Source organism: Streptomyces sp. NBC_00459 (assembly GCF_036013955.1).
Taxonomy (GTDB): Bacteria; Actinomycetota; Actinomycetes; order Streptomycetales; family Streptomycetaceae; genus Streptomyces.
The window spans coordinates 9292187-9313441 of the sequence record NZ_CP107903.1; the positions used below are offsets into that span (position 1 = coordinate 9292187).

Below are 21255 nucleotides of genomic sequence, written 5' to 3' on the forward strand. Positions count from 1 at the left end.
GGCGGGGGCCGAGGAGACCCTCCGCCGGGCGACCACCGGTCCGGTCGTCGGCTCAGCGGCTCGCGAACTTGGCGGCCAGCTGCGGGGTGGACACAAGGGAAACTCCTGTGAACCGAGTCAACACCCGTCCGTCGGGAGTGCATGCCGTCACTGTGAGCGCAGCGGACGTACGGTTCTGGCTCCCGCTGCCGTTCACAGAGGCCGGTTCCGGTTCCACCACGACGACGAACGGCTCCCCGTCGGGCAGGGCCTCGTAGAGATCGACCCGAGCCACCCCCATCGGCAGACTCGCCGTGTCGCGGCGCAGCCGCATCCACACCAGCGCGGCCTGGAGCAGCAGATCGGCGGTACCCGGTGCGTACCTGCCCGTCCCGAACGCCCCGCCCGCCGGCCGGTGTTCGGCCAGCGCGCACTCCAGGACCAACCGGTCCTCGTCCGACGCCAGCACCCGCCGCAGCCCGCGCAGGGACTCCCCGTGGAAGAGCGTGCCGTCGGCGTAGAAGACCTGCGCGTCACCGCCACCGCCCAGCGCGGGCAGCCCGGCCATCTGCCCCGGAACCTCACCGCCGGCGCCGCCCAGGATCACCCGGGCCGCGTAGTGCGGCCGTACGGTGCCGTCGGCACCGGTCGAACGGATCGCGACGTCGGCCTCGGCGCCGTCGGGCGTCGGGTCGACGGAGAGCTGGAAGGGCCCGCCGAAGCCCCCTGTTGCGCTGCCGCCGTCGCCACCGACGCCGTAACCACCGCTGCCGTCGAAGACCACGCCCTTGTGGACCGCGAAGTCCCGGACCTGCGCGACGACGCCGCCGGTCAGCCGCTCCACCGCACCCGCGGCCCAGCCGAGGGCAGCGGCGGCGGGCAGCACCGGTACGTCTCCGATCACATGGTCCGCGACGAGCGGATCGGTGACCAGGCCCGCGAGATCCCGTTCCAGTACGGCCGGCGAGGTCGGCGCGATCTGTTCGCGAGCCGACAGGGGAGTGGTCGGCCCGAGAACCGTGACCACGTCACCGGCCCGCTCGGGGCCGAACTGCTCGGTGAACATCACCGTCCCGGTCCCCACCGGGATGAGCGGAATGCCCCGCTGCTCGAACACCGCCTTGATCTGCGGCGACACCATGCCACTGTCCCAGGCACCCCAGTTGAGGGCGGTCACATGTGCCTCCGGACGCCCGCGCCGGAAGGCGGCCGCCCAGGTGTTGAGCACCTCGTTGGCCATCGCGTAGTCCGACTGCCCCCGATTGCCGAAGAACCCGGCGACCGAGGAGAACAGCACCACGTGCCGCAACCGCTCGGCGGGCAGAGCGGCCACCACCGAGCGCAGACCGCCCAGCTTGACCGAGAAGACCCGGTCGATCTCGGCCGCCTTCTTCGCGGAGATCAGCTGGTCCGCGAGCACACCCGCGCCGTGCACCACTCCCGTCACGCGCTCCCGGTAGGGGGCCAGCGCGGCGGCCGTCGCGGCGGCGTCGCCGATGTCCACCGCCACGTACTCGACCTCGCTGCCCGCCGCCCGGATCTCGGCGAGCGTCGAACGGACCTCGCGCTCGCCGATCACCGCCTGGTACAGCTGCTCGACCCGCTTCGGCGTCGGCTTCTCGCCCGCCCGCTTCAGCTGGTCCACGGCCGCCGCCTTGAGCGACGCCGCGTCGGCCAGTCCGCGCGCCCACTCCGGCTCCTCGCCGAGTGCGGTGCGGCCGAGCAGCAGCAGGCCCGGGCGGTACGCGGCGGCCAGGGCCACCGTGCAGCGGGCGGTGATCCCACGTCCGCCGCCGGTCACGACGAGCAGGTCGTCGGAGGTGAGGGCAGGGGCCGGCCCGGCCGGGCGTATCCCCTCGCCGGGCGCGATGTGGGGAGTGGGTTCGAGGGTGAGGGCCACCCGACGAGCACCGTCCCGGCCCACCTGCACCGGGCCGGAGGCCGCGTCGTACACCTCCTCCAGGACCAGTTCCGCCGCGTCCGCCGGGTTCAGGGCGGGGGCGAGGTCGACGGCCCGGCAGAACAGCTCGGGCGCCTCCACGGCCAGCGTCTTGACCAGCCCGCCGACACCGCCGGCAGGCACCGCGTCCTCACCCACCCCACCGAGCCCGAACGTTCCGTCGAGCCGGGTGACCGTGACGAACGCGGCCCGGTGACCGCTCGCGGCGGCCTCGGTGAGCGGGCCCACCGCGTGCTTGGCGATCAGCAGGGCGTGCGCCAGCCTGCGTACGCCCTCCGCCCAGGGCAGCTCGGCGGCGGCTGCGAAACCGAGCACCAGATGCACGCGCTCGCCGCCCAGCTCATCGAACCCGGCCGCGAGTTCGCCGGCACCCCAGCCGCCGAGAGGCAGATCGGCCGCCCCGGTGATCCGCTGAGGGACGCCGGGCAACCGCAGAACACGCACCCGCCAGCCGGTCGCGACGAGCCGTGCCGCCGTAGCCTCGGCGACCTCGCTGCCGTCGTCGACGACCACGGCGGCGGCACCCAGCGGATACGCGCCGACGAGGCGGTCCGGCGTCGGCAACCCGGCGAGCGACGCCTGCCCACGGCCGAGCGCGGCAGGCGCGGCGACGGGCGCCGCCCCGGGGTTCGGCTGCCGGGCCGGGGAGCCCACGGCAGGGGAGGCGGCACCGGCCGACCCGGACGGGGCCCCGGACAGACCGGCGACGAAGCCCACGATGTCGCCCAACGTGCGGAGTTCCGCGAGTTGTTCGGGTCCGACGGGGGTCGGGCTCGGGAACTGTTCCTGGAGGACGCCCATGATCTCGACGCGTTTGATGGAGTCGATGCCGAGGTCGGCCTCGACGTCCATGCCGAGGTCGAGCATCTCGGCCGGGTATCCGGTCTTGGCCGCCACGACGTCGAGAAGGGCCCCGCGCACGGCATCGCCTTCGACGGCGGTGGCCACGACGGGCCCAGGAGCCGTGTCGGTTGCCGGAGTTGAGGCAGAACCCCCCGAACCGCCGTTCAGACTGAGCATGAAGCCGACGATCTCGTTCAGCGTGCGGAGTTCCGCGAGTTGTTCGGGTCCGACGGGGGTCGGGCTCGGGAACTGTTCCTGGAGGACGCCCATGATCTCGACGCGTTTGATGGAGTCGATGCCGAGGTCGGCCTCGACGTCCATGTCCAGGTCCAGCGTCTCCGCCGGGTAACCCGTCTTGTCCGACACGACACCGAGCAGTACGTCCGCCACGTCCTTCGCGCCGATCGCGGCCCGGGGGGACGCGGTCGTGGTCGCGGTGGCAACCGGGACCTGCTGGACCCGAGGAGCGGCGCTGCGCGAACCTCCGAGACTGAGCACGAAGTTCACGATCTCGTTCAGCGTGCGGAGTTCCGCGAGTTGTTCGGGTCCGACGGGGGTGGGGCTGGGGAAGCGTTCCTGGAGGACGCCCATGATCTCGACGCGTTTGATGGAGTCGATGCCCAAGTCAGCCTCCACGTCCATGCCGAGGTCGAGCATCTCGGCCGGGTAGCCGGTTTTCTGCGACACCACGTCGAGGAGAGCCGCCGCCACGTCGTCTGCCGTGACGTCGGCCGACGGAGGCTCGGACGGGTCCGGGGCCGCGACAGGCGCAGGCAGAGAGACAGGTGCAGGAGCGACCGGGGGCGCGACGGCGGCTGCCACCGGAGCCACGGGAGTCACCGGCGGCGCAACAGGCGCCGCGAGCGCGGCCGGAGTCGCCGGGGCGGACGGCGCGACCGGAGCAGCCGGCGCCGACGTGCCGAGCTCCATCGACGCCAGGTCCCGCAGGATCTCGTTGGCCCGCAGATGCGTACGCCCGATGGCCAGCCCGTGTTCCTTCACGGTGGCCACACCGGGGATCACCGCGTCGACCCTGCCCTGCTCGTCCGCCCTTTCCAGGATGCCCATCAGGCGCTGGGCGCTGTTCAGCTGGCCCTGGAGATAGTCGTCGTGCAGGGCCAGGTGGTCGGCGATCAGTCCGGAGAGCCGGTCGGGGGCGGGTGTCCGGTCGTGTTCTTCCACAGGCTCGCTCTCCATGATGTGGGCGGCGGGAACGGGCGGCGCGGCGGGCGCCACCGGGTGGGGGGCCGGTCGTACGGCGACCGTGGTCGACGCGGACCCGGACGTGGTCGAAGGGGGCGGCGGCGTCTCGGGAACGCGCGCGACGGTGGCACTCGGAACGGGGACGGCCTCCTGGCCGGCCCGCGCGGCCACCGCTCCGGCGGCCTGGCTCGCGCCCGCGACCCGGTAGCCGTTCTCCAGCGCATCCCGGTACGCGTCGCGGCGGGCCTGCGGCACATGGTTGATGCCGTGGAGCGGTACCGTCATGCCCTTGGTCGGCTCGACGGCCATCGGCTCGGACACATAACGGTCGGCCGTGGCCAACGGCAGCCCGAGTGTGAAGAGTTGGGCGACCGCCCGCTTCAACGCGGTGTCGGCGTCCCCGCCGCTGCCGGGGTCGAGCTGTACCGCGAAGTGCTCGCGCTCGCCGAGGATGCGACGGACCAGCTGGGTCAGCACTCCCTTGGGGCCGAACTCGACGAACGTACGGAAGCCCGCCGCGTACATCTCCTCGACCCGGTCGGCGAACTGCACCGGTTTGACGAGCTGGTCCACCAGTGTCCGCCGGTTGGCGTCGAGGTCCGAACCGTACGAGGCGCCAGGGGAGTTGGCGAAGACCGGGCGCCGTGGTTCGACGATGCGCGCGTCGGCGACACGGCGGCCGAACGCGTCCACGGCGTGGGCGACGAACGGCGTGTGGAAGGCCGCCGACACCGGCAGCCGAGTCGCCCGTACGCCGGTCGAGGCCGCCGCCTCCACCAGTCGCTCCACGGCTTCGGTGGCACCGCCGACCACCACCTGGTCCGGCGCGTTGCGGTTGCAGACGGCCAACCCGGGGTGTGCGGCGAGGAGTTGTTCCAGCTGCCCGGCGGAGGCGGTCACCGCGGCCATCGCCCCGGGGTCGAAGCCGGGCTCGGCGGGCGGTGCCATCGCGGCTCCCCGCGCCCGGGCCAGCGCGAAGTAGGTGTCGTCGTCGATCGCGCCTGCCGCCCACAGCGCAGCCAGTTCGCCGAAGCTGTGGCCGAGGAACCCGTCGGCGTCGAAGCCCAGTTCGGCCAGATACCGGAAGTGGCCGGCGGCCAGCGCGCCGATGGCAGGCTGGGCGTACTCCGTGCGGCGCAGCTCGCTCTCCTGGGCCGTACGTGTCGCCTCGTCGAAGGCGGGCGGCGGGAACGCGACTCGGGACAAGGGGAGTTCATGGGCCCCGAAGGCGGCGTTGGCCCGGTCGAAGGCCGCCCGCAGCGGGGGCAGCGCCAGGACCGCGGTCCGGCCCGGGGAGACGTACTGGCTCCCCTGCCCCGCGAAGAGCGCGGCGACCTTTCCGGTGGGGGCGGCGGACCGGCGGAAGTAGATCCCCTTGGGGTGCACCCAGGAGTCGGCCTCGCCCCTGGCCCGCAGTTCGGCCACGGCGAGGGCACGCAGCTCGGCGAGTTCGTCCTCGCCTCGGGCCACCAGGGCGAGCCGTGGATGGGATGCCGGGGCCGGGCCGGAGCTTGGCCGTTGGTCCGCTTCGAGGGCCCGTACGAGAGTATTCATGTCAGGTTCATGCCATGCATATACCTGGCTCACAGGGAACATCACCCGCAGGTCGTCCCCGTCGCCGTGTTCCTCCAGCACCAGATGGAAGTTGGTGCCGCCGAACCCGAACGAGGAGACCCCGGCCCGGCGTTGCTCCCGGCGCGGGTCACGGATCCACGGGCGGGTCCGGGTACTGACGTAGAACGGGCTCGCGGGCCAGTCGAGGGCCGGGTTCGGGGTGTCCACGTTGATGGTGGGCGGCAGCAGCCTGTGGTGCAGGGCGAGCGCCAGCTTGATCATGCCGGCCGCGCCGGCCGCCGCCTTGGTGTGACCTATCTGCGACTTCACACTGCCGACCGCCGCGAACTGCCGTTCCTCGGTGTGTTCCGACACCACCGCCGACAGCGCCGACAGTTCGGTCGCCTCGCCGACCGCGGTACCCGTGCCGTGCGCCTCGAAGAGCTCGACCGACGCCGGGGAGCAGTCCGCGTCCTCGTACGCGCGGCGCAGGGCGGCCATCTGGCCCTCCTTGCGCGGGGCGTAGATGGACTTGAAGCGGCCGTCGCTGGACGAACCGATACCGCGGATCACGGCGTAGATCCGGTTGCCGTCCCGCTCGGCGTCCGAGAGCCTGCGCAGCGCGAGCATGCCGATGCCCTCACCGATGAGGGTGCCGTCCGCGTTCGCGTCGAACGGGCGGATGTGGCCCGCCTTGGAGAACGCAGGCGTCTTGCTGAAGCACAGGTACATGAAGATGGTGTTCTCGGCGTCGCAGCCGCCCACCAGCATCATGTCCGAGCGCCGCTCCAGCAGTTCACTGACCGCGGCCTTCACCGCGCCCAGCGAACTGGCGCAGGCCGCGTCGATGGTCATGTTGGTGCCGCCGAGGTCGAGGCGGTTGGCGATCCGGCCGGCCACCACGTTGCCCAGCATGCCGGGGAAGGAGTTCTCCTCCCAGGGCGCGAAGGCGAGCTTGAACTTCTCCGCGATTTCGTCGGCGTCCCGATCCGAAAGGCCGCAACTGCGTACGACCTCCTTGATGACGGGCGTCTGGAGCCGGGCCGACAGGGGCTGGGTGAGCTGGTTGGCGCCGGTCACCCCGAGCACGACCCCGGTCCGCGAGGCGTCGTACCACTGCTGGTCCGAGCCCGCGTCCCGGAGCAGATCGCGGGCCACGACCAGGCTCAACAACTGGAGCACATCGGTGACTTCGAGGGTGTTGGGCGGCAGCCCGAACTCCAACGGGTTGAAGGGGACGGCCGGGATGAAGCCGCCCCGCTTCGAGTACGTCTTGTCGGGAGCTGAGGGATCGGCGTCGTAGTGCTCGGCCACACTCCAGTGGGTCTCGGGCACGTCCTCGATGCAGTCGGCGGCGGAGACCACGTTGTCCCAGAAGGCGCGCAGATCACGCGACTTGGGGTACAGGGCGGACAACCCGACGATCGCGATGGGGTCGCGGGCCAGCCGGCGGTCGAGTTCGGAAGGGTGCGAAGCGTTCACGGGAGGCTCTCTTGGTCGGACGGCGGGGGACGCACCCCGCAGCGGTTCGGAGGAACTGCACATGACGCACGAGAGAAGGAATGGGGGCGGAAAGACGGAAGGAGGAGAAGGAGAAGAAAGAGGGAGAATGGGGAGAAGAAGGAGAAGAAGGACAGGGGAGATCGACGGAAAGAGGTGAAACGGCGGGAAGGTACCGGTCAGGACGCCTGGAGCAGCGGTGCGATCACGCTGAGGGAGTCCGGGTGGGCGAGCATCGTGTAGTGGTCGCCGGGACAGCGGTACGTGGTGAGGCCGTGCGGGGCGAGCGGGCGCCAGCCGAGTGTCGGGTCGGCCGGGACCAGGCTGCGTTCCGCCTGCACCAGCAGCAAGGGCAGCATGGCGGAACCGGGGCGGTGCGGAGCGGTCAGCCGGTTGTTGCGCAGCAGGCCGTCGACGTAGGTGTCGTAGAGCTTGCGCAGACCCGGCAGCGGGGTGCCGGGCAGCAGTGCCCCGGTGGCGGTCGCGGAGTCGAGGACGGCGGTCAGCCCCTCGTCGGTCCCGCACCCGGCCAGCCGGTCCATGTCGAGCGGCACCGGACGGCCCCGCTTGGCACCCAGGTACATGGCGAACCAGCTGAGCAGCAGATCCGGCCGGAGGGCGTCGTCGGGCTGCTTGTACTCCTCGACGGGGGCGATGCTGTCGAGGAGCACCAGCCGCCCGGGCAGTCGTCCGGCGGACATCAGCCCGGTCATCGCCAGGGCGAGCACCCCACCGAAGGACCAGCCGGCCAGGCTCCAACTCCCTTGCACAGTGGCGCCGTTGCCCTCACGCGACCGCTCCAGCGCGGCCAGCAGCAGGGCCGCCAGATCCTCCACGGTGGTCGCGGCCCGGCCGCCGGTGAGTGCCGCGTCCGCGTACTCGGGGACCGCGCCCAGGTCGAGCACGGTGAGCCCGGTGCCGTCCGGCAGCGCGTTCGCGAGCCCCTCGTACACCTGGACGGCCAGGGCGCCCGGATGGACGACGTACACCGTGTGGCCGCCGGACGTGGCGGTGCGGAAGGGGCGGGCGACCGGCGGCGGACCCTTACGCGGTGGCCGCACGACGGCCGCACTCCTCGGCTATGTAGGCCGCCAGGTCCTTGACGGTCGGGTGGTACCAGAGGGTCGTCGTGCTCAGCTCGAAGCCGAGCCAGTTCTCCATCTCGCCGGCGAGGATCAACGCCTCGGTCGAGTCGAGGTCGAGTTCGTCGAAGTACACCTCGGGCGAGATCTCGCCCGTCGTCACGCCCATCCGGTGGGCGATCTTCTCGATCAGCCAGTCCTGGGCCTCGCGAGCGGTCACTACGGCCATGGTGTGTCGTCCTTCCCTGTGGCGCGCCCGGTCGGGGATCCGGGGCGCGAGTGGATGGTGAACGCTCCCGCTCGAAAGGGTCCTCAATGGCCCGATTCGGGAGCGCACTGTTCCGACCCGGCATCAATCGGCTGACCGGTACGAAACGGGTCGAGATAGACGGCAGCGTTTTTTGTGACTTACTTCACCGCGTGCGGCGGAGAACAACCCGTCGGAACAACCCGTCAGTGGACGGGTGTAGTAGGAATCCGGTCTTCTGGTCCAGACATGCCACTCCGCACGAAAGGAGCTGCGTTCGGGATTGGCCGCCCGGAGCACGCAGGCCACAGTCTTGCCAGCTCGCTGAATCTTGGACAACCACTCTTCCGGAGAGTGGAAAGAAATCGTGGTTTACGGGCGTAGAACGGGAGGCGGAATATGTTACCGACGAGTGAAGTCCTGTTCGGTGGCCGCGGGGTTGGCGCTAATTCTGGGGATGGGTGCCGCGCCGGAATGTGCCAGGTGTCATATTCACCCGTCGCACGAAGAACTTGCCGAAGTTCGTGACTTCGGTGAACCCGAGCTGTCGGGCGATGGACCCTACGGGCAGATCCGTGTGGACCAGCAGGCGTTTCGCCTCCAGGGCGACGCGGGCGTCGATCAGGTCCTTGGTGGAGGTGCCGGCGACGATGCGGCAGGCCCGGGACAGCGTGCGGGGCGTGCAGTTGAGCGCGGTGGCGTAGTCCTCGACCAGCCGGGTCGTGCGGTAGGAGGCCTCCAGCTCGCGGCGGAAACGGAGGAACAGCTCACCGTTCTCGCCGGAAGGGGATTCGCCCGTCTTGTGATCACTGTGCTGGCTGCGGCACATCTGGTCGATGTACATCAGGGCGACCGCCAGCAGATGTTTGAGGATGTCCTCTCCGAGACCCTGGTCGGGCCGCGCGAACTCCTCCTCCATCAGGTCGAGTACCCGTTTGAAGCCGGCCAGCTCGTCGTCGCGGAGCTGCCAGTGGCAGGGGCGCAGGACATCGTCGAGCATTCCCATCGGGGCGCGCAGCCGCAGCGGGAAGGTCTCGGTGAACATGACGAGCTGAGCGTCCATGTTCGTCGCCGACGTGAACTGGATCACCTGGTTCGGCCGGATCCACAGCAGTGAGCCCACCCGGCACGAGTAGCGCGTGGAGTCGATCGTGAAGTCTCCGCTTCCCGACCCGATCAGCATGATCTGGTGGTATGCGAGCCGGTGGGGCGAGGTGGCGAAGCTCATGCCGACCTTCGAGCGCACCTCACTGAGCGAGGTCACGGCCAAGCCGACCCCGGGTCTGCAGACGGGTGTGTAGGGGATCACAGGGATCGGTAACGAAGCGAAATCGACCATGAGCGTTCCGGAATCGACCTTTCTCAAGCTTCTTTAAAAATCAATGATAGGCGTGGCCGCCCGTTGCCAGATCACTCTGGCGTATGCACGAGTAACTGTCCCCACATGATGTGCAGGTGAAGGGAAGTTCACGGGATGACCACCCACCCAGGCGCCCCCGAGCGCTCGGTTGTCGACCGTACGCTCAGCATCCTCGGCGTCTTCGACCGCGACAACCGCACCCTGACGCTGAGCGACATCAGCCGGCGCTCCGGTCTTCCGGTCGCCACAGTCCATCGCATCGTCAACAAACTCCAAGGCTGGGGCGCACTGGAACGAGGAGCGGAAGGCGGGTACAGCATCGGCCTGAGGCTGTGGGAGACGGCGACGCTGGCCCCCCGCTACTCGGGCCTGACCGACGCCGCGCAGTCCCACCTCGTGGACCTCCAGGGCCAGTCCGGCGGAGCGGCCGTCCTCGCCCTGCGTGACGGAACGGAGAGTGTCTGTCTGTCCTTCCTCTCCAACGACCCCGGTCTCACGGCCTTCTGGGGCGACCCCGGCTGCCGGCTTCCCCTGCACGTCACCGCGACCGGCCTGGTCCTGCTGGCCAACGCCGGTGTCGTCCTGCAGGACGAGATCTGCGCCGGCCCGTTGCGCGCGTACACCGCCGCCACCATCACCGACGGCACCACACTGCGGAATCACCTGAGCAAGATAAGGCGCGAAGGTTACGCGATGGTGTGCAGCACTCTGCGCGAGGGCCGGGGAGCGATCGCGGCCCCGGTGCGCAACGCGCGCGGCTCGGTGGTGGCGGCGGTGGGCGTCGTGGCCCCGCTGAACATGCTCCAGCCGACCCGACTGGCCCCGCTCGTCCTGGCCACGGCCGAGGCGGTCTCCCAGCACGACCGGACGGAAGGATGGCGGATGGCGGGCGTGGGCGCGTAGGCCCTGCACCAGGCACGCTGCCCCGCCCCCGGCCGCCGGCGCCGCCGCGATCCGCCGACGGGCCCGCAGCCGTTCCGACTGCGCCACCGGGGGGCAGGAGTTCCTCCCGAAGAGGGAGGAACATGCCGCCCCACCGGGTCGGGCCGGCACGCGGACAACCGCCGAACGAAGTCACCGGGCTCGGGGCATCGGACGCGGCAGCGGACATCTTCACACTCTTCCTGCACTGCCCGCCGGAACCGAAGCCCGCGCCCGGGGCCGTGACAAGTGGTCCCAGGGAAAGCGTGCGTGGGGCTGTGGACATACCGGCTTCCGGTTGAGCCCCACGCCCGGTCGCCACGCCCGCCGAATACTGGCACGCTCACCAGCGAGACCGATACGACGGACCCACGATCGGAGCGTGCATGAGGACGGACCGGACCGCGTACGGCGAAGTGCCGCCGACCGCCCAGGAGGTGGGAAAGGCGAACGCCGCCGGAGTGGAGGTGGGGCCCGTCGCGGGGCACATCGGCGCCGAGATCTCGGGAGTCGACCTGACCGAGCCCCTCGACAGCGCCGTGGTGGCAGCGATCAGGGCAGCCGTCCTGCGCTGGAAGGTGGTGTTCTTCCGCGGTCAGCGGCTGGACCACGCCGGGCACATCGCCTTCGCGCGCCGGTTCGGCGAGCCGGTCGTCCTCGGCCGGCGCGGCGGCGCCTCACCGCGAGACTTCCCCGAGATCGAGACGACCGCCGACCGGCTGGAACTGGGCGGGCGCTACGGCATGGAGCACGCCGAGTGGCTGGAGCGGCGCCGCCACTCGCTGCTGCGCGGCTGGCACTGCGACCACGGCGCCCGTGTCGACCCGCCCGCCGCGACGATCCTGCGCGCCGAGACCGTACCCCCGTACGGAGGTGACACCACCTGGTCCAACCTGGCCGCCGCGTACGCCGGACTCTCCGCGCCCGTACGGGAGTTCGTGGACGGCCTCAGGGCCGAGCACCGGCTCGGCGTCGGCTACCAGGCGCGGCCCGGCGACGACGCGTACCTCAGGCACCTGCTGGACCACCAGGTCGCCTCGGTGCACCCGTTGGTGCGTGTCCACCCGGAGACGGGGGAGCGGGTGCTGTTCGTCAACGGCTACTACCTGGAGCAGATCGTGGACGTCTCCCGCGCGGAGAGCCGACTGCTCCTGGAGATGCTCCTCGAACAGGCGACCAGGCCCGAGTACACGGTCCGTTTCCGCTGGGAGCCCGGCAGCGTGGCCTTCTGGGACAACCGGGCCACCATCCACCTGGCCCCCGGCGACAACGCCCACCTCGGCCACCCCCGGGTCATGCACCGCGTGATGCTGACCGGCGACATCCCGGCCGGCGTGGACGGCAGGCCGTCGGAGCCGGTCACCGGTACCGAACCCGGGCGGTGGTGAGAACTCCGGAGGGTCCTCAGCCGGTGGCCGGCCGCCAGCCCAGCGCGGGACCGAGCCGGGTCGCGATGTCCGTGAGGATCTGGACGTAGTCCTCGTGGCCGAAGGTGAACGGCAGCGCGAAGGCCACCTCGTCGATCTCCTGGAACGCGACGTGCGCGTAGAGGCGTTCGGCGATCTCGGCCGACGTGCCGACGAGGTCCGGCGCGAACATCAGCCGCGCCGGACCCTGTGGGGCCGCGGTCCGTGGCAGCCGCTTCGCCGCGTACTCCTCGTACTTCGCGCGCTGCTCGGGCGAGGCGCTGTCGGTGGGGATCACGACGAGACCCTGGGAGACCCGGGCCCGGTCCCCGTCCGGGTGGTGGGCGCGGAAGGCCCGGACGCCCGCGAGCTGGATCTCGGCGAAGTCCGGCGCCTCGTCGTCCCCTTCGGCCTTGACGACACTGCTGGTCAGGAAGTTCATCCCGTGCTCACCGGCCCACCGGGCCGAGCGCACACTCCCGCCGCCGTACCACAGCCGGCTTCCGAGCCCCGGGGAGTGCGGCTGCACCCGGTCGGAGAACACCTCGAACCCCTGCACCCCGCTGAAGTCGCTGGCCGCCTTCCCGCGTACGTGGTCCAGCAGCCGCTCGACCCGCTGGTAGCTGAAGTCCTCGGCGTCCGCCGTGTCCGGGTACAGGGCGCCCTTGACGTGGTCGTAGTTCATCGGCGGGCCCACACTCAGACCCGGGTTGAGCCGGCCCCCGGAGAGGATGTCGACGGTCGCCCAGTCCTCCGCCAGGCGCAGCGGGTTCTCCCAGCCCAACGGGGTGACCGCGGTGCCCAGTTCGATACGGCGGGTGCGCTGCGAGGCCGCCGCGAGGACGGCAACGGGGGAGGAGATCCCGTACTGGAGATGGCGGTGGCGCAGCCAGGCGCTGTCGAAGCCGAGTTGCTCACCCAGCTCGATGATCTCCAGCGTCGACTCGTGCCCCGCTCGCGGATCGTCCCCGTCGAACAGTCCGATGGTGAGGAAGCCCAGTTTGCGCAGCGGCTGTGAGGGGGTCGGCACGGGCTCCTCCATCGATCGTCGTACGGACGTTCACGCTTCGTCGATTGTGCCAGCCGGCCAGGTCAGCGGAATGACCACCTCGTCCTCGACCGGCGGATCCAGCTCCTGCCTGAGCTTGCCGGTCGCGGAGAAGCAGCGCAGCCGGACCTCCTCGGGGGACACGTCGAGACGCAGGAAGCTCTTGAAGAACGGCGGGCTGTACGTCGCCGAACCGGGGGAGAACAGCTGTGTGTACACCTTCCGGACCGGGAGCCGCAGCCGCCGCTTGCGGCCGGGACGGCGGGCCGTGCCCAGCAGGCCGGCGACCAGCCGGATGCGCCAGGTGAGTCGGACGGGATCGCCCGGGGTGCGCGTCGGCCGGATGCCCAGGCGCTCGGCGATCACGGCCGTCGCCTCGGCCTCGGTGAGGGTGAAGAAGCGGCGCAGGTGCAGGCGTCGGCCGTAGATCCGGCTGTAGAAGGCCAGGGAGTCGCCGCGCAACGGATAGCAGCGGAAGTCGTCCTCGGTGACGTCGGCGACGGAGACGCGCTCGATGGTGTGGGTGGCGTGCATGAACGCACCGCCCCCGCCCGAGACTATGTACTGGACGGTCCGGCCGGTCCGGTTGGTTTGGCCGACGCGGCCGGGCACGCTCACCGGATAGCGCTGGTAGTTGTGGATGTCGCCGCCTATCGCGGCCACGAAGTTCCGCTCCGGATCGCGGACCAGGTCGTCGACCGTGCCGCCGCCCTCGATCGGGCAGGGGTGGTGCTCGCCGTCCACGTACAGGGGCGACCCGGTGACCAGGATCTTCGGGACCGGCCCCGCGGAGACCTCCCTCAGCCAGCGGCCCTGCTCGGCGTCGAGCGTGCCCAGCAGACCGGTGTCGATGCCGATGACGCGCACGGTTCCGGCGTCGATCGCCCAGTACGGGCCGGGCTGGACCGCCTGTTGGGCGGGTGCCGAGCGCAACTTGCCCGCCTCGGCGAGGCGTTGCTCGTCGACGGCGCTCGGCCTGTGCCACAGCAGCGAGCGCAGCCAGGCAGGGGTGAGCGGGCGGGGCGCGGGGTCCGCCGGGAGGGGCGGGGCGTCGCAGAACACGCGCATGAAACCGTTCAGGTCCTCGTACCAGTCGTGGTTGCCCGGTATCGCGTAGATGGGCGCCGGGTAGTCCTGGTAGGGACGGAAGAACTTGGTGCCGTAGTCGTCGGTCGCCCCGACGGGGTAGATCACGTCACTGGTGAGCACGGTGAACGCCGTGTCCTGACTCACCGTCAGGAAGCCTGGGACGACGGCGTACTGCGGCGCGTCACCCTCGCCGGTGTCGCCGATGACCATGAAGGAGAAGCGGTCCAGGTCGCTGCGCCGGATCACCTTGTCGGCGGGAGCGCCCGCGGCTGTCCGTTGCTCGGTCCAGCGGCTGCGGGTACGACCCGTGGGGTCACCGAACCAGGAGGCCAGCACACCGTTTCGGGCGGGCCACAGCGTCCGGGGGTTGACCCATGAGAGCTTCTCGACCCGACCCGGCATCAACTCCCGGTAGGCGCCCGGGTCTTCGAGGCCCCAGCCGGCACCCTCCGCCGTGTCGCGAGAGGAGTGGGTGCGTGAAGAGTCGACCATCGGGGCACCGTAGCAATGCCCTACAGGCGAAGATCCGTCCGGGTCGGGGCCGGGGTCCGCTGCCAGCGGGGAGAGGGGCGTCCCGTGTCCTGGACCGACGCCTGCTTCGGTATCTGCGCCACCTGCTGACCGGGCTGTCGGCGGGGACCCTTTCCGCCCCACTCCCCGTCGCCCAGTACCAGCAGCGGGTCGAACATCACCACGACCGAGGCCAGCAGCAGGAAGATCACCGGCCCGATCAGCATCGGCAGCAGCAGCGAGGTCGGTGAGTCACCGGACCAGGTGTTGCCGGACGCCTCGTGCAGATGCACGCTGACGGCGGCCATGCCGGTGTAGTGCATACCGCTGACGGCCACACCCATCACCAGGCTCGCCCCGAGACTGGTCAGGAAGCCCCGGATGGACACGGCCGCCCACAGCGCGGCGGTCGCGGCGACGATGGCGATCACCACGGAGAGCCCCACGGTCATCGCGTCGTAGCGGATCGTCCCGTTCAGATGGAGCGCCGCCATCCCGAGGTAGTGCATCGCGGCGACACCGAGACCGGTCACGATGCCGGCGGCGGAGAGCGCCGAGGGCGTGGCGCCGCGATAGCCGACGACGAACACGCCGATACCGACGACGACGATCGCGACGGCGAGGCTGGTGACCGTCAGCCCGATGTCGTACCGGACCGCTGTCTCCTCGACCTGGAACCCGATCATCGCGATGAAGTGCATGGTCCAGATTCCGCATCCGATGGCCGCCGCACCCAGCGCCAGCCAACCCGGCTTCCACGAGTCCTGGTTGAGCAGCGATCTGACCACGCAGCGCAGCCCCAGGGCGCTTCCCAGGCAGGCCATGATGTAGGCGGCCACGGGTGTGACGAACCCGTAACTGAATCCGTCAATTGTTCCTTGCATATGCCAAATCCCCCCGAGGTGCAACATGTTGAGGGGTGAAATTCTCGCGTCAAGTGCGAACAAAGCAAGCAGTTACCGCAGGTACTTGGTGAATTTCGTTTGACTGATGGTCAAGATCGGTCGAAAAGGGATGGGACTCGGCCGGAATCCCTGGTTCCGGTGGTGATGCTGCCGTTCAGCCTGGTGATCGCTATGCTGCGCCAAAGCGTTCAAACGAACATTCCGGTGCACGGGTAGCCGATACACCCGGACATGAGGGAGCGAACGGTATGCGCGAGCCGGTCGAACTGAGGCGGCAGCGGATCCTGGCCGCCGTGCAGGCGCGTGGCGCGGCCCGGGTGACCGATCTCGCCGCCGAGCTGGAGGTCTCGGTGGTCACCGTCCGCCGGGACGTGGAGGAACTCGCGCGCGAGGGCAGACTCCGGCGCGGCCACGGCGTCGCCCGCTCCACCCTCCCCGCACCGGACGCCCGTCCCGAGCCGGTCGCCGCATCCGGGGACGGCGACACCGTCGTCCTGGTCGTCCCGGCCCGCCACTCCTACCTCTACGAGACGCTGCACGGCGCCCGCCCCGTCCTGGAGGATGCCGGCGTACGCATCGCCCTGCACATCGCCCCGCAGGTCGCCGGCGCCGAACAGCCCCTGGTGGAGCGGGCGTTGGCGGACGGTGCGCGGGGAGTGCTGATCGCCCCCCGCTGGCGGTCCCTCGCCGCCGAGGAGGCCGACGCGAAGTGGCTGTGCGGGCTCGGTGTGCCGACCGTCCTGATGGAGCGCAGACCGCGCCCCGGCAGCGCGCTGCACGCTCTGGACTCCGTCTGTACCGACCACTGGTACGGCGCCCATCTCGCCGTGGCGCACCTGACCGCTCTGGGCCACCGCAGGATCGTCTTCGCCACCCGCGACGACAGTCCCACCGCGAGGGCCCTGCGCGCCGCCCTCGCCGAGATCGCCGGAGCCCGTCCGGAGCTCGACGCCTGGGTCCTCACGCTCAGCTCCCCCGACGCGGGCCCCGACCACATGGCCGGCACGGACCGTCCGGGTGTCGACCTGCCCGGCGTGCTGCGCGAGCTGGACGCCACGGCATGCGTGCTGCACGGCGACGTGGACGCGCTGATGCTGGTCCAGGACCTGGCCGCGCACGGCGTCCGGGTGCCGGAGGACTGCTCGGTCGTCGCGTACGACGATGTCGTGGCCGCCCTCGGCAGTACCCCCCTCACCGCCGTGTCCCCGCCCAAGGGCGAGGTCGGCCGGGCCGCCGCCGAACTGCTCCTGCACCGGCTGCGTGACCCGCGCGGCAGCGGGGCAGGGCCGGCGCGGCGGATCGAGCTGCTGCCGGAGCTGAAGGTGCGAGGGTCGACACGGGCGCCGGCCTCCTCGGTGTCCCCGCCCGGCGTTGAATGAGCGTTTGATCGCTTTGTTTTCTTCTGATCGTTCTCTTGACCGTTTTCTTTGCGCCGATCAGGATTCCCCGTATGACCGTGTCCTCGCCGGGCCCCGGCTTCCGACCCCGTGCCGCTCTCGCCATGTCCCAGGACGCCGCGACCGCCGTCCTCGACCCCGCCTCGCTGACGGCCCTCGCCGCCGTCTGCGACCTCGCCCCACTGCCTGTCCTCGACGACTTCGGCACGGAGCGCGCACGCGAGATCCTCACCGACGTCGACCTCCTCGTCACCGGCTGGGGCTGCCCCGCACTGGACGCCGACGCACTCGCGGCGGCGCCCCGGCTGCGGGCGGTCGTGCACACGGCCGGCAGTGTCCGGCCGCATGTCACCGACGCCTGCTGGGAGCGCGGCATCGAGGTGTCGTCCGCCGCCGCCGCCAACGCCCTGCCGGTCGCCGAGTACACCCTCGCGATGATCCTGCTCACCGGCAAACAGGTCCTGGAACGGGCCCACGCCTACTCCACCACCCGCACCCGCGACAACTGGCTGCTCACCTCCCGCACGATCGGCAACTACCGTCGGACCGTGGGCATCGTCTCCGCGTCCCTGATCGGCCGCCGCGTCATCGAACTGCTGCGCCCCCACGACTTCGACGTCCTTCTGTACGACCCCTTCGTCACCGATGCCGACGTGGCCGAACTCGGTGTGGAGCGCGTCGAGTTGGACGCCCTGTTCGCCCGCTCCGACACCGTCAGCCTGCACACCCCGCTGCTTCCCGCCACCCGGGGCCTGGTGAGCCGCGCCCTGCTGGACGCCATGCGCCCCGGCGCCGTCTTCATCAACACCGCCCGGGGAGGTGTCGTCGACCAGGACGCGCTCACCGACGCCGTCAGTGAGCGCCGCATCCGCGCCGTCCTCGACGTCACCGACCCCGAAGTCCTTCCGCCCGAACACCCGTTGTGGAACTGCCCCGACGCACTCCTCACCCCCCACCTCGCCGGTTCCGAGGGCAACGAGTGGCGCCGCCTGGCCGATCTCGCCGTCGCCGAGACGGAACACTGGGCTTCCGGCGCGGGATTCCGCCATCCCGTACGACGCGAAAGGCTGGCCTTCCTCGCATGAGCAGCACGACCCGTATCAGCAGCAGGGGCATCCCCTTCGAACTCCCGCCCGAGGACCGCGAGTCGAGCCCGCACACCGGGTACACCCGGGCCCACTGGGAGGCCGTGGCGGACGGGCTGCTGGCTGCCGCGTGGCGCTGGAGCACCCCCGGCGGCGCGCTGCTCGACCTGCCCGGCACCCCGTCGTATTCGGGAGTGCGCTCCGACGGGCTCGAAGGTTACGCCCGCACCTTCCTCGCCGCCGCCTTCCGCGTCGCGGGGGCGGGCGGCGACGACCCGCACGGCTGGCTCGACCGGTACGCCCAGGGCCTCACGGCGGGCACCCTCACCCCGGGCCGCGCGGACACCGAGTCCTGGCCGCTCATCCTCGACCACGACGTGCAGGGTCAGCCGATGGTCGAGTCGGCCTCCGTGGCCCTCGGCCTCAGGCTGACGGCGCCCTGGCTGTGGAAACGGCTCGACTCCGCCGTACAGGACCGGGCGGAGGAGTGGCTGCGAGGCTCGCTGCGGCACTCGCCCGCGCCGAACAACTGGTACCTCTTCCCCTACACGGTCGCCGGGTTCCTGGAGTCCGTGGGGCGCGGCGACACCGAGACGGCCAGGGCGCGTGAGCGGGCGCTGGAGCTGATGGAGACCTGGTACCGGGGCGACGGCTGGTACGCCGACGGCGACGGCCGGGCCTTCGACCACTACAACGGCTGGGCACTGCACCTGTACCCGGTACTCGACGCCCACCTCGGCGACGACCGGGAAACGTCCGCCCTCTACGGTCCCCGCCTGCGCGAACACCTCGAAGGCTTCGCGCTCATGTTCGGCGCAGACGGGGCCCCGATCCACTTCGGCCGGTCCCTGTCGTACCGCTTCGCCGCTTCCGCCGCCGTCGGCCTGGGCGCCCTCACCGGCCACACCCCGCTCACCCCGGGCACGAGCCGACGCCTGATCAACGGCAGCCTCCGCCACTTCCTGGACCGGGGCGCCCTGGCCGAGGACGGCCTGCTGACCCTCGGCTGGCACGGCCCGCACCAGGCCACGCTCCAGACCTATTCGGGCCCCGCGTCCCCGTACTGGGCCTCGAAGGCCTTCGTGTCCCTGCTCGCCCCCGCCGACGCCCCCCTGTGGACGGCCAGGGAGGAGCCGGCGCCGGTCGAGGAGGGCGACCGGGTGCTCGCCCTGCCCGCACCGGGGCTGCTGGTGCAGTCGACGCGCGCGGACGGGATCGTACGGCTGCACAACCACGGCAGTGACCACGTCCGTCCGCACGAGGGCGAGACCGCGGCCCAGGACGACCCGCACTACGGCCGGCAGGCCTACTCGACGCACTCGGGTCCGACCGCCCTCGCCAACATCGCCGACAACCACCTCTCCGTGGAGATCGGCGGCCGGGGCAGTGTGCGCCGCCGTATCCACCCGCTGGGCGCGGGCCACGGGGACGGCTGGGGCTGGGCCGCGTCCTGGCACCGGCCCGTCTTCACCGCCGGGCCGCCCATGGTGCCGGGGCTGAAGGTGGAGAGTGTCACGGTGGTACGGGGCCGCCACGAACTGCGCGTCCACCGCGTGATCGGCGCGCCGGCCGGGGCACGCGTCACGCACACGGGCTGGGCGACGGGCCCCGAGGAGGAGGTGAGGTCCGCGCTGCACGGCCTGTACGGGTGGACCCCCGACGAGGAGGAGGCACGGGCCCCGCAGGGCACCGCCTACACCCGCTGGGCCCTCGTCCCCCGCCTCACCGGCGAGGCGTCCGGCACCTCGCTCCACGTTGCCCTGGCGACCCTGACGGCCGACCCGGAACCCCTCGTGCCCGAGCGGGTCGTCTCCGGCGCAGAGGTGACCGACACGGCGGTCGAGGTGCACTGGGCCGAGGACGGGGCCCGCACAAGGATCACCTTCGAGCCGCTGACCGTGCGGCACGGCTAGCCCCGGCGGGGGCGCGGCGCGGGGCTGTGTCGATCTGCGGCTCCGCCGGTGGGGGCGCGACCAGCCCCCACCGGTCCGCGGACGACGGGCCGGTCACCCGGGACGCCCGGACAGCCGGCCGTCACGGCAACAGCTTGTCCAGCGCCGCGGGTCCCTCCTCGGCCAGCTTGCGCTCAGCCCAGGCCAGGTTGCGCGGAGTGAGGTCACGGCCCGCCGCGAGCACCAGGTCCTCGGCGGACGCCCCGTGCTCCGCACCGGTGTGCAGCAGGACGTCGGGGGTCGTGGTGTCGTCGGAGGGAGAGGGCGAATCGGAGTGCTGGATCGGCATGACGTCTCCTTGCTCGACCGGACCTCCTACCACCATGCACACCCCACGCCCCCACGCGCACCCCGCACCGGCCTCCTCCACGGCGCCGGTGACGATCCGGCCCGCACCCGGCGTCCCGGTGTGCCTCGGACAACGACGTCAGAGCGTTTCCCCGGGGCGGAAGGGGCCCTCACTCGAACCGTGACGTGTCTCCCGCGCCGCGGCGCACGATCTCGGCCTCGCCGCTGGAGAAGTCGATGACGGTCGTCGGCTCCGTGCCGCAGTCCCCGGAGTCGACGACCGCGTCCACGACATGGTCGAGCCGCTCCTTGATCTCCCAGCCCTGGGTGAGCGGCTCCTTCTCGTCGGGAAGCAGCAGCGTGCTGGACAGCAGCGGTTCGCCCAGCTCGGCCAGGAGCGCCTGCACGACCGCGTGATCCGGGATCCGCACGCCGACGGTCTTCTTCTTCGGGTGCAGGAGCTTGCGCGGCACCTCGCGCGTCGCCGGGAGGATGAACGTGTAGCTGCCCGGTGTGGAGGCCTTCACGGCCCGGAACACGTCGTTGTCGACCTGCACGAACTGGCCGAGCTGCGCGAAGTTCTGGCACACGAGGGTGAAGTGGTGACGGTCGTCGAGCTGTCTGATCGACCGGATACGGTCGATCCCGTCACGGCTGCCGAGCTGGCACCCCAGCGCGAAGCACGAGTCCGTCGGATATGCGATCAGCGCGCCGGAGCGGATGCTGTCGGCGACCTGACTGATCGTGCGGGGCTGCGGGTTGTCGGGATGGACGTCGAAGTACCTTGCCATCCAACGAGCTTATGCCGTCGCGTCACCGAACCCGCGCAGGCCCGTACCAGCGACCGGACGGTGAGCGGCTCGCACCTGTCGGTGAGGTAAATTCCGGACCGTGATGCGGTATGGGACGTGATCGACCAGGGGAGA

Annotated in this window: 14 protein-coding genes; 5 read left to right on the forward strand and 9 right to left on the reverse strand. The window is 71.1% G+C overall.

Translation table 11 applies throughout. The features are described from left to right. Positions 1 to 52 precede the first annotated feature (52 nt). The 4 genes from OHN74_RS40765 to OHN74_RS40780 form a co-directional block, all read right to left on the reverse strand. Entirely contained in the window at positions 53 to 7021 is a 6969-nt protein-coding gene (locus OHN74_RS40765; protein ID WP_327699600.1) for an SDR family NAD(P)-dependent oxidoreductase, read from the reverse strand. 197 nt (positions 7022 to 7218) lie between these two features. Beyond that, positions 7219 to 8100 carry a thioesterase domain-containing protein gene (locus tag OHN74_RS40770; RefSeq protein ID WP_327699601.1) on the reverse strand — a complete coding sequence of 294 codons (882 nt, stop codon included), beginning with the start codon at positions 8098 to 8100 and terminating at the stop codon, positions 7219 to 7221. Further along, on the reverse strand, positions 8084 to 8350 hold the full coding sequence (locus OHN74_RS40775) for an acyl carrier protein (protein WP_327699602.1): 267 nt from the start codon (positions 8348 to 8350) through the stop codon (positions 8084 to 8086). Before OHN74_RS40775 ends, OHN74_RS40770 begins: the two co-directional genes overlap by 17 nt. A 463-nt stretch (positions 8351 to 8813) precedes the next feature. Continuing rightward, the gene (locus tag OHN74_RS40780; RefSeq protein ID WP_327699603.1) at positions 8814 to 9632 is read right to left on the reverse strand and encodes an AraC family transcriptional regulator; all 819 of its coding nucleotides are present in this window, start codon (positions 9630 to 9632) and stop codon (positions 8814 to 8816) included. A 210-nt stretch (positions 9633 to 9842) separates the two neighbouring features. Here OHN74_RS40780 and OHN74_RS40785 point away from each other — a divergent pair, with 210 nt between their 5' ends. Then, positions 9843 to 10631: an IclR family transcriptional regulator gene (locus tag OHN74_RS40785; protein WP_327699604.1), complete on the forward strand. Its 789-nt coding sequence runs from the start codon at positions 9843 to 9845 to the stop codon at positions 10629 to 10631. A 404-nt stretch (positions 10632 to 11035) separates the two neighbouring features. Next, positions 11036 to 12037, forward strand: a complete 1002-nt coding sequence (locus tag OHN74_RS40790; protein WP_327699605.1) for a TauD/TfdA dioxygenase family protein — start codon at positions 11036 to 11038, stop codon at positions 12035 to 12037. Positions 12038 to 12053: 16 nt separating this feature from the next. Here the strand turns inward: OHN74_RS40790 and OHN74_RS40795 are convergent, their stop codons facing one another. From OHN74_RS40795 to OHN74_RS40805, 3 genes are read right to left on the reverse strand one after another with little or no spacing between them, the layout of a single operon-like run. Next, positions 12054 to 13085 (reverse strand): LLM class flavin-dependent oxidoreductase, encoded by a 1032-nt coding sequence (locus OHN74_RS40795; RefSeq protein ID WP_327699606.1) that lies wholly within the window; start codon positions 13083 to 13085, stop codon positions 12054 to 12056. Between the two features lie 30 nt (positions 13086 to 13115). Next, positions 13116 to 14684 (reverse strand): metallophosphoesterase family protein, encoded by a 1569-nt coding sequence (locus OHN74_RS40800; protein WP_327699607.1) that lies wholly within the window; start codon positions 14682 to 14684, stop codon positions 13116 to 13118. Between the two features lie 20 nt (positions 14685 to 14704). Further along, entirely contained in the window at positions 14705 to 15586 is an 882-nt protein-coding gene (locus tag OHN74_RS40805; protein WP_327699608.1) for an MHYT domain-containing protein, read from the reverse strand. Positions 15587 to 15855: 269 nt separating this feature from the next. On the opposite strand from OHN74_RS40805, the gene OHN74_RS40810 reads away from it, so the two are divergent. The 3 genes from OHN74_RS40810 (at position 15856) to OHN74_RS40820 (ending at position 20002) form a co-directional block, all read left to right on the forward strand. Beyond that, positions 15856 to 16986: a substrate-binding domain-containing protein gene (locus OHN74_RS40810; RefSeq protein WP_327699609.1), complete on the forward strand. Its 1131-nt coding sequence runs from the start codon at positions 15856 to 15858 to the stop codon at positions 16984 to 16986. A 71-nt stretch (positions 16987 to 17057) separates the two neighbouring features. After that, a complete protein-coding gene (locus OHN74_RS40815; RefSeq protein WP_327699610.1) occupies positions 17058 to 18089 on the forward strand; it encodes a hydroxyacid dehydrogenase in 1032 nt (343 codons plus the stop codon). Continuing rightward, positions 18086 to 20002: a DUF2264 domain-containing protein gene (locus OHN74_RS40820; protein ID WP_327699611.1), complete on the forward strand. Its 1917-nt coding sequence runs from the start codon at positions 18086 to 18088 to the stop codon at positions 20000 to 20002. Before OHN74_RS40815 ends, OHN74_RS40820 begins: the two co-directional genes overlap by 4 nt. A 121-nt stretch (positions 20003 to 20123) precedes the next feature. Here OHN74_RS40820 and OHN74_RS40825 read toward each other — a convergent pair whose 3' ends face one another. Together OHN74_RS40825 and OHN74_RS40830 are read right to left on the reverse strand one after the other, a co-directional pair. Next, positions 20124 to 20330, reverse strand: coding sequence for a hypothetical protein (locus OHN74_RS40825; protein ID WP_327699612.1), 207 nt, complete (start codon positions 20328 to 20330; stop codon positions 20124 to 20126). A 169-nt stretch (positions 20331 to 20499) separates the two neighbouring features. Next, positions 20500 to 21120: an L-threonylcarbamoyladenylate synthase gene (locus tag OHN74_RS40830; protein WP_164312012.1), complete on the reverse strand. Its 621-nt coding sequence runs from the start codon at positions 21118 to 21120 to the stop codon at positions 20500 to 20502. Between the last annotated feature and the right edge of the window lie 135 nt (positions 21121 to 21255).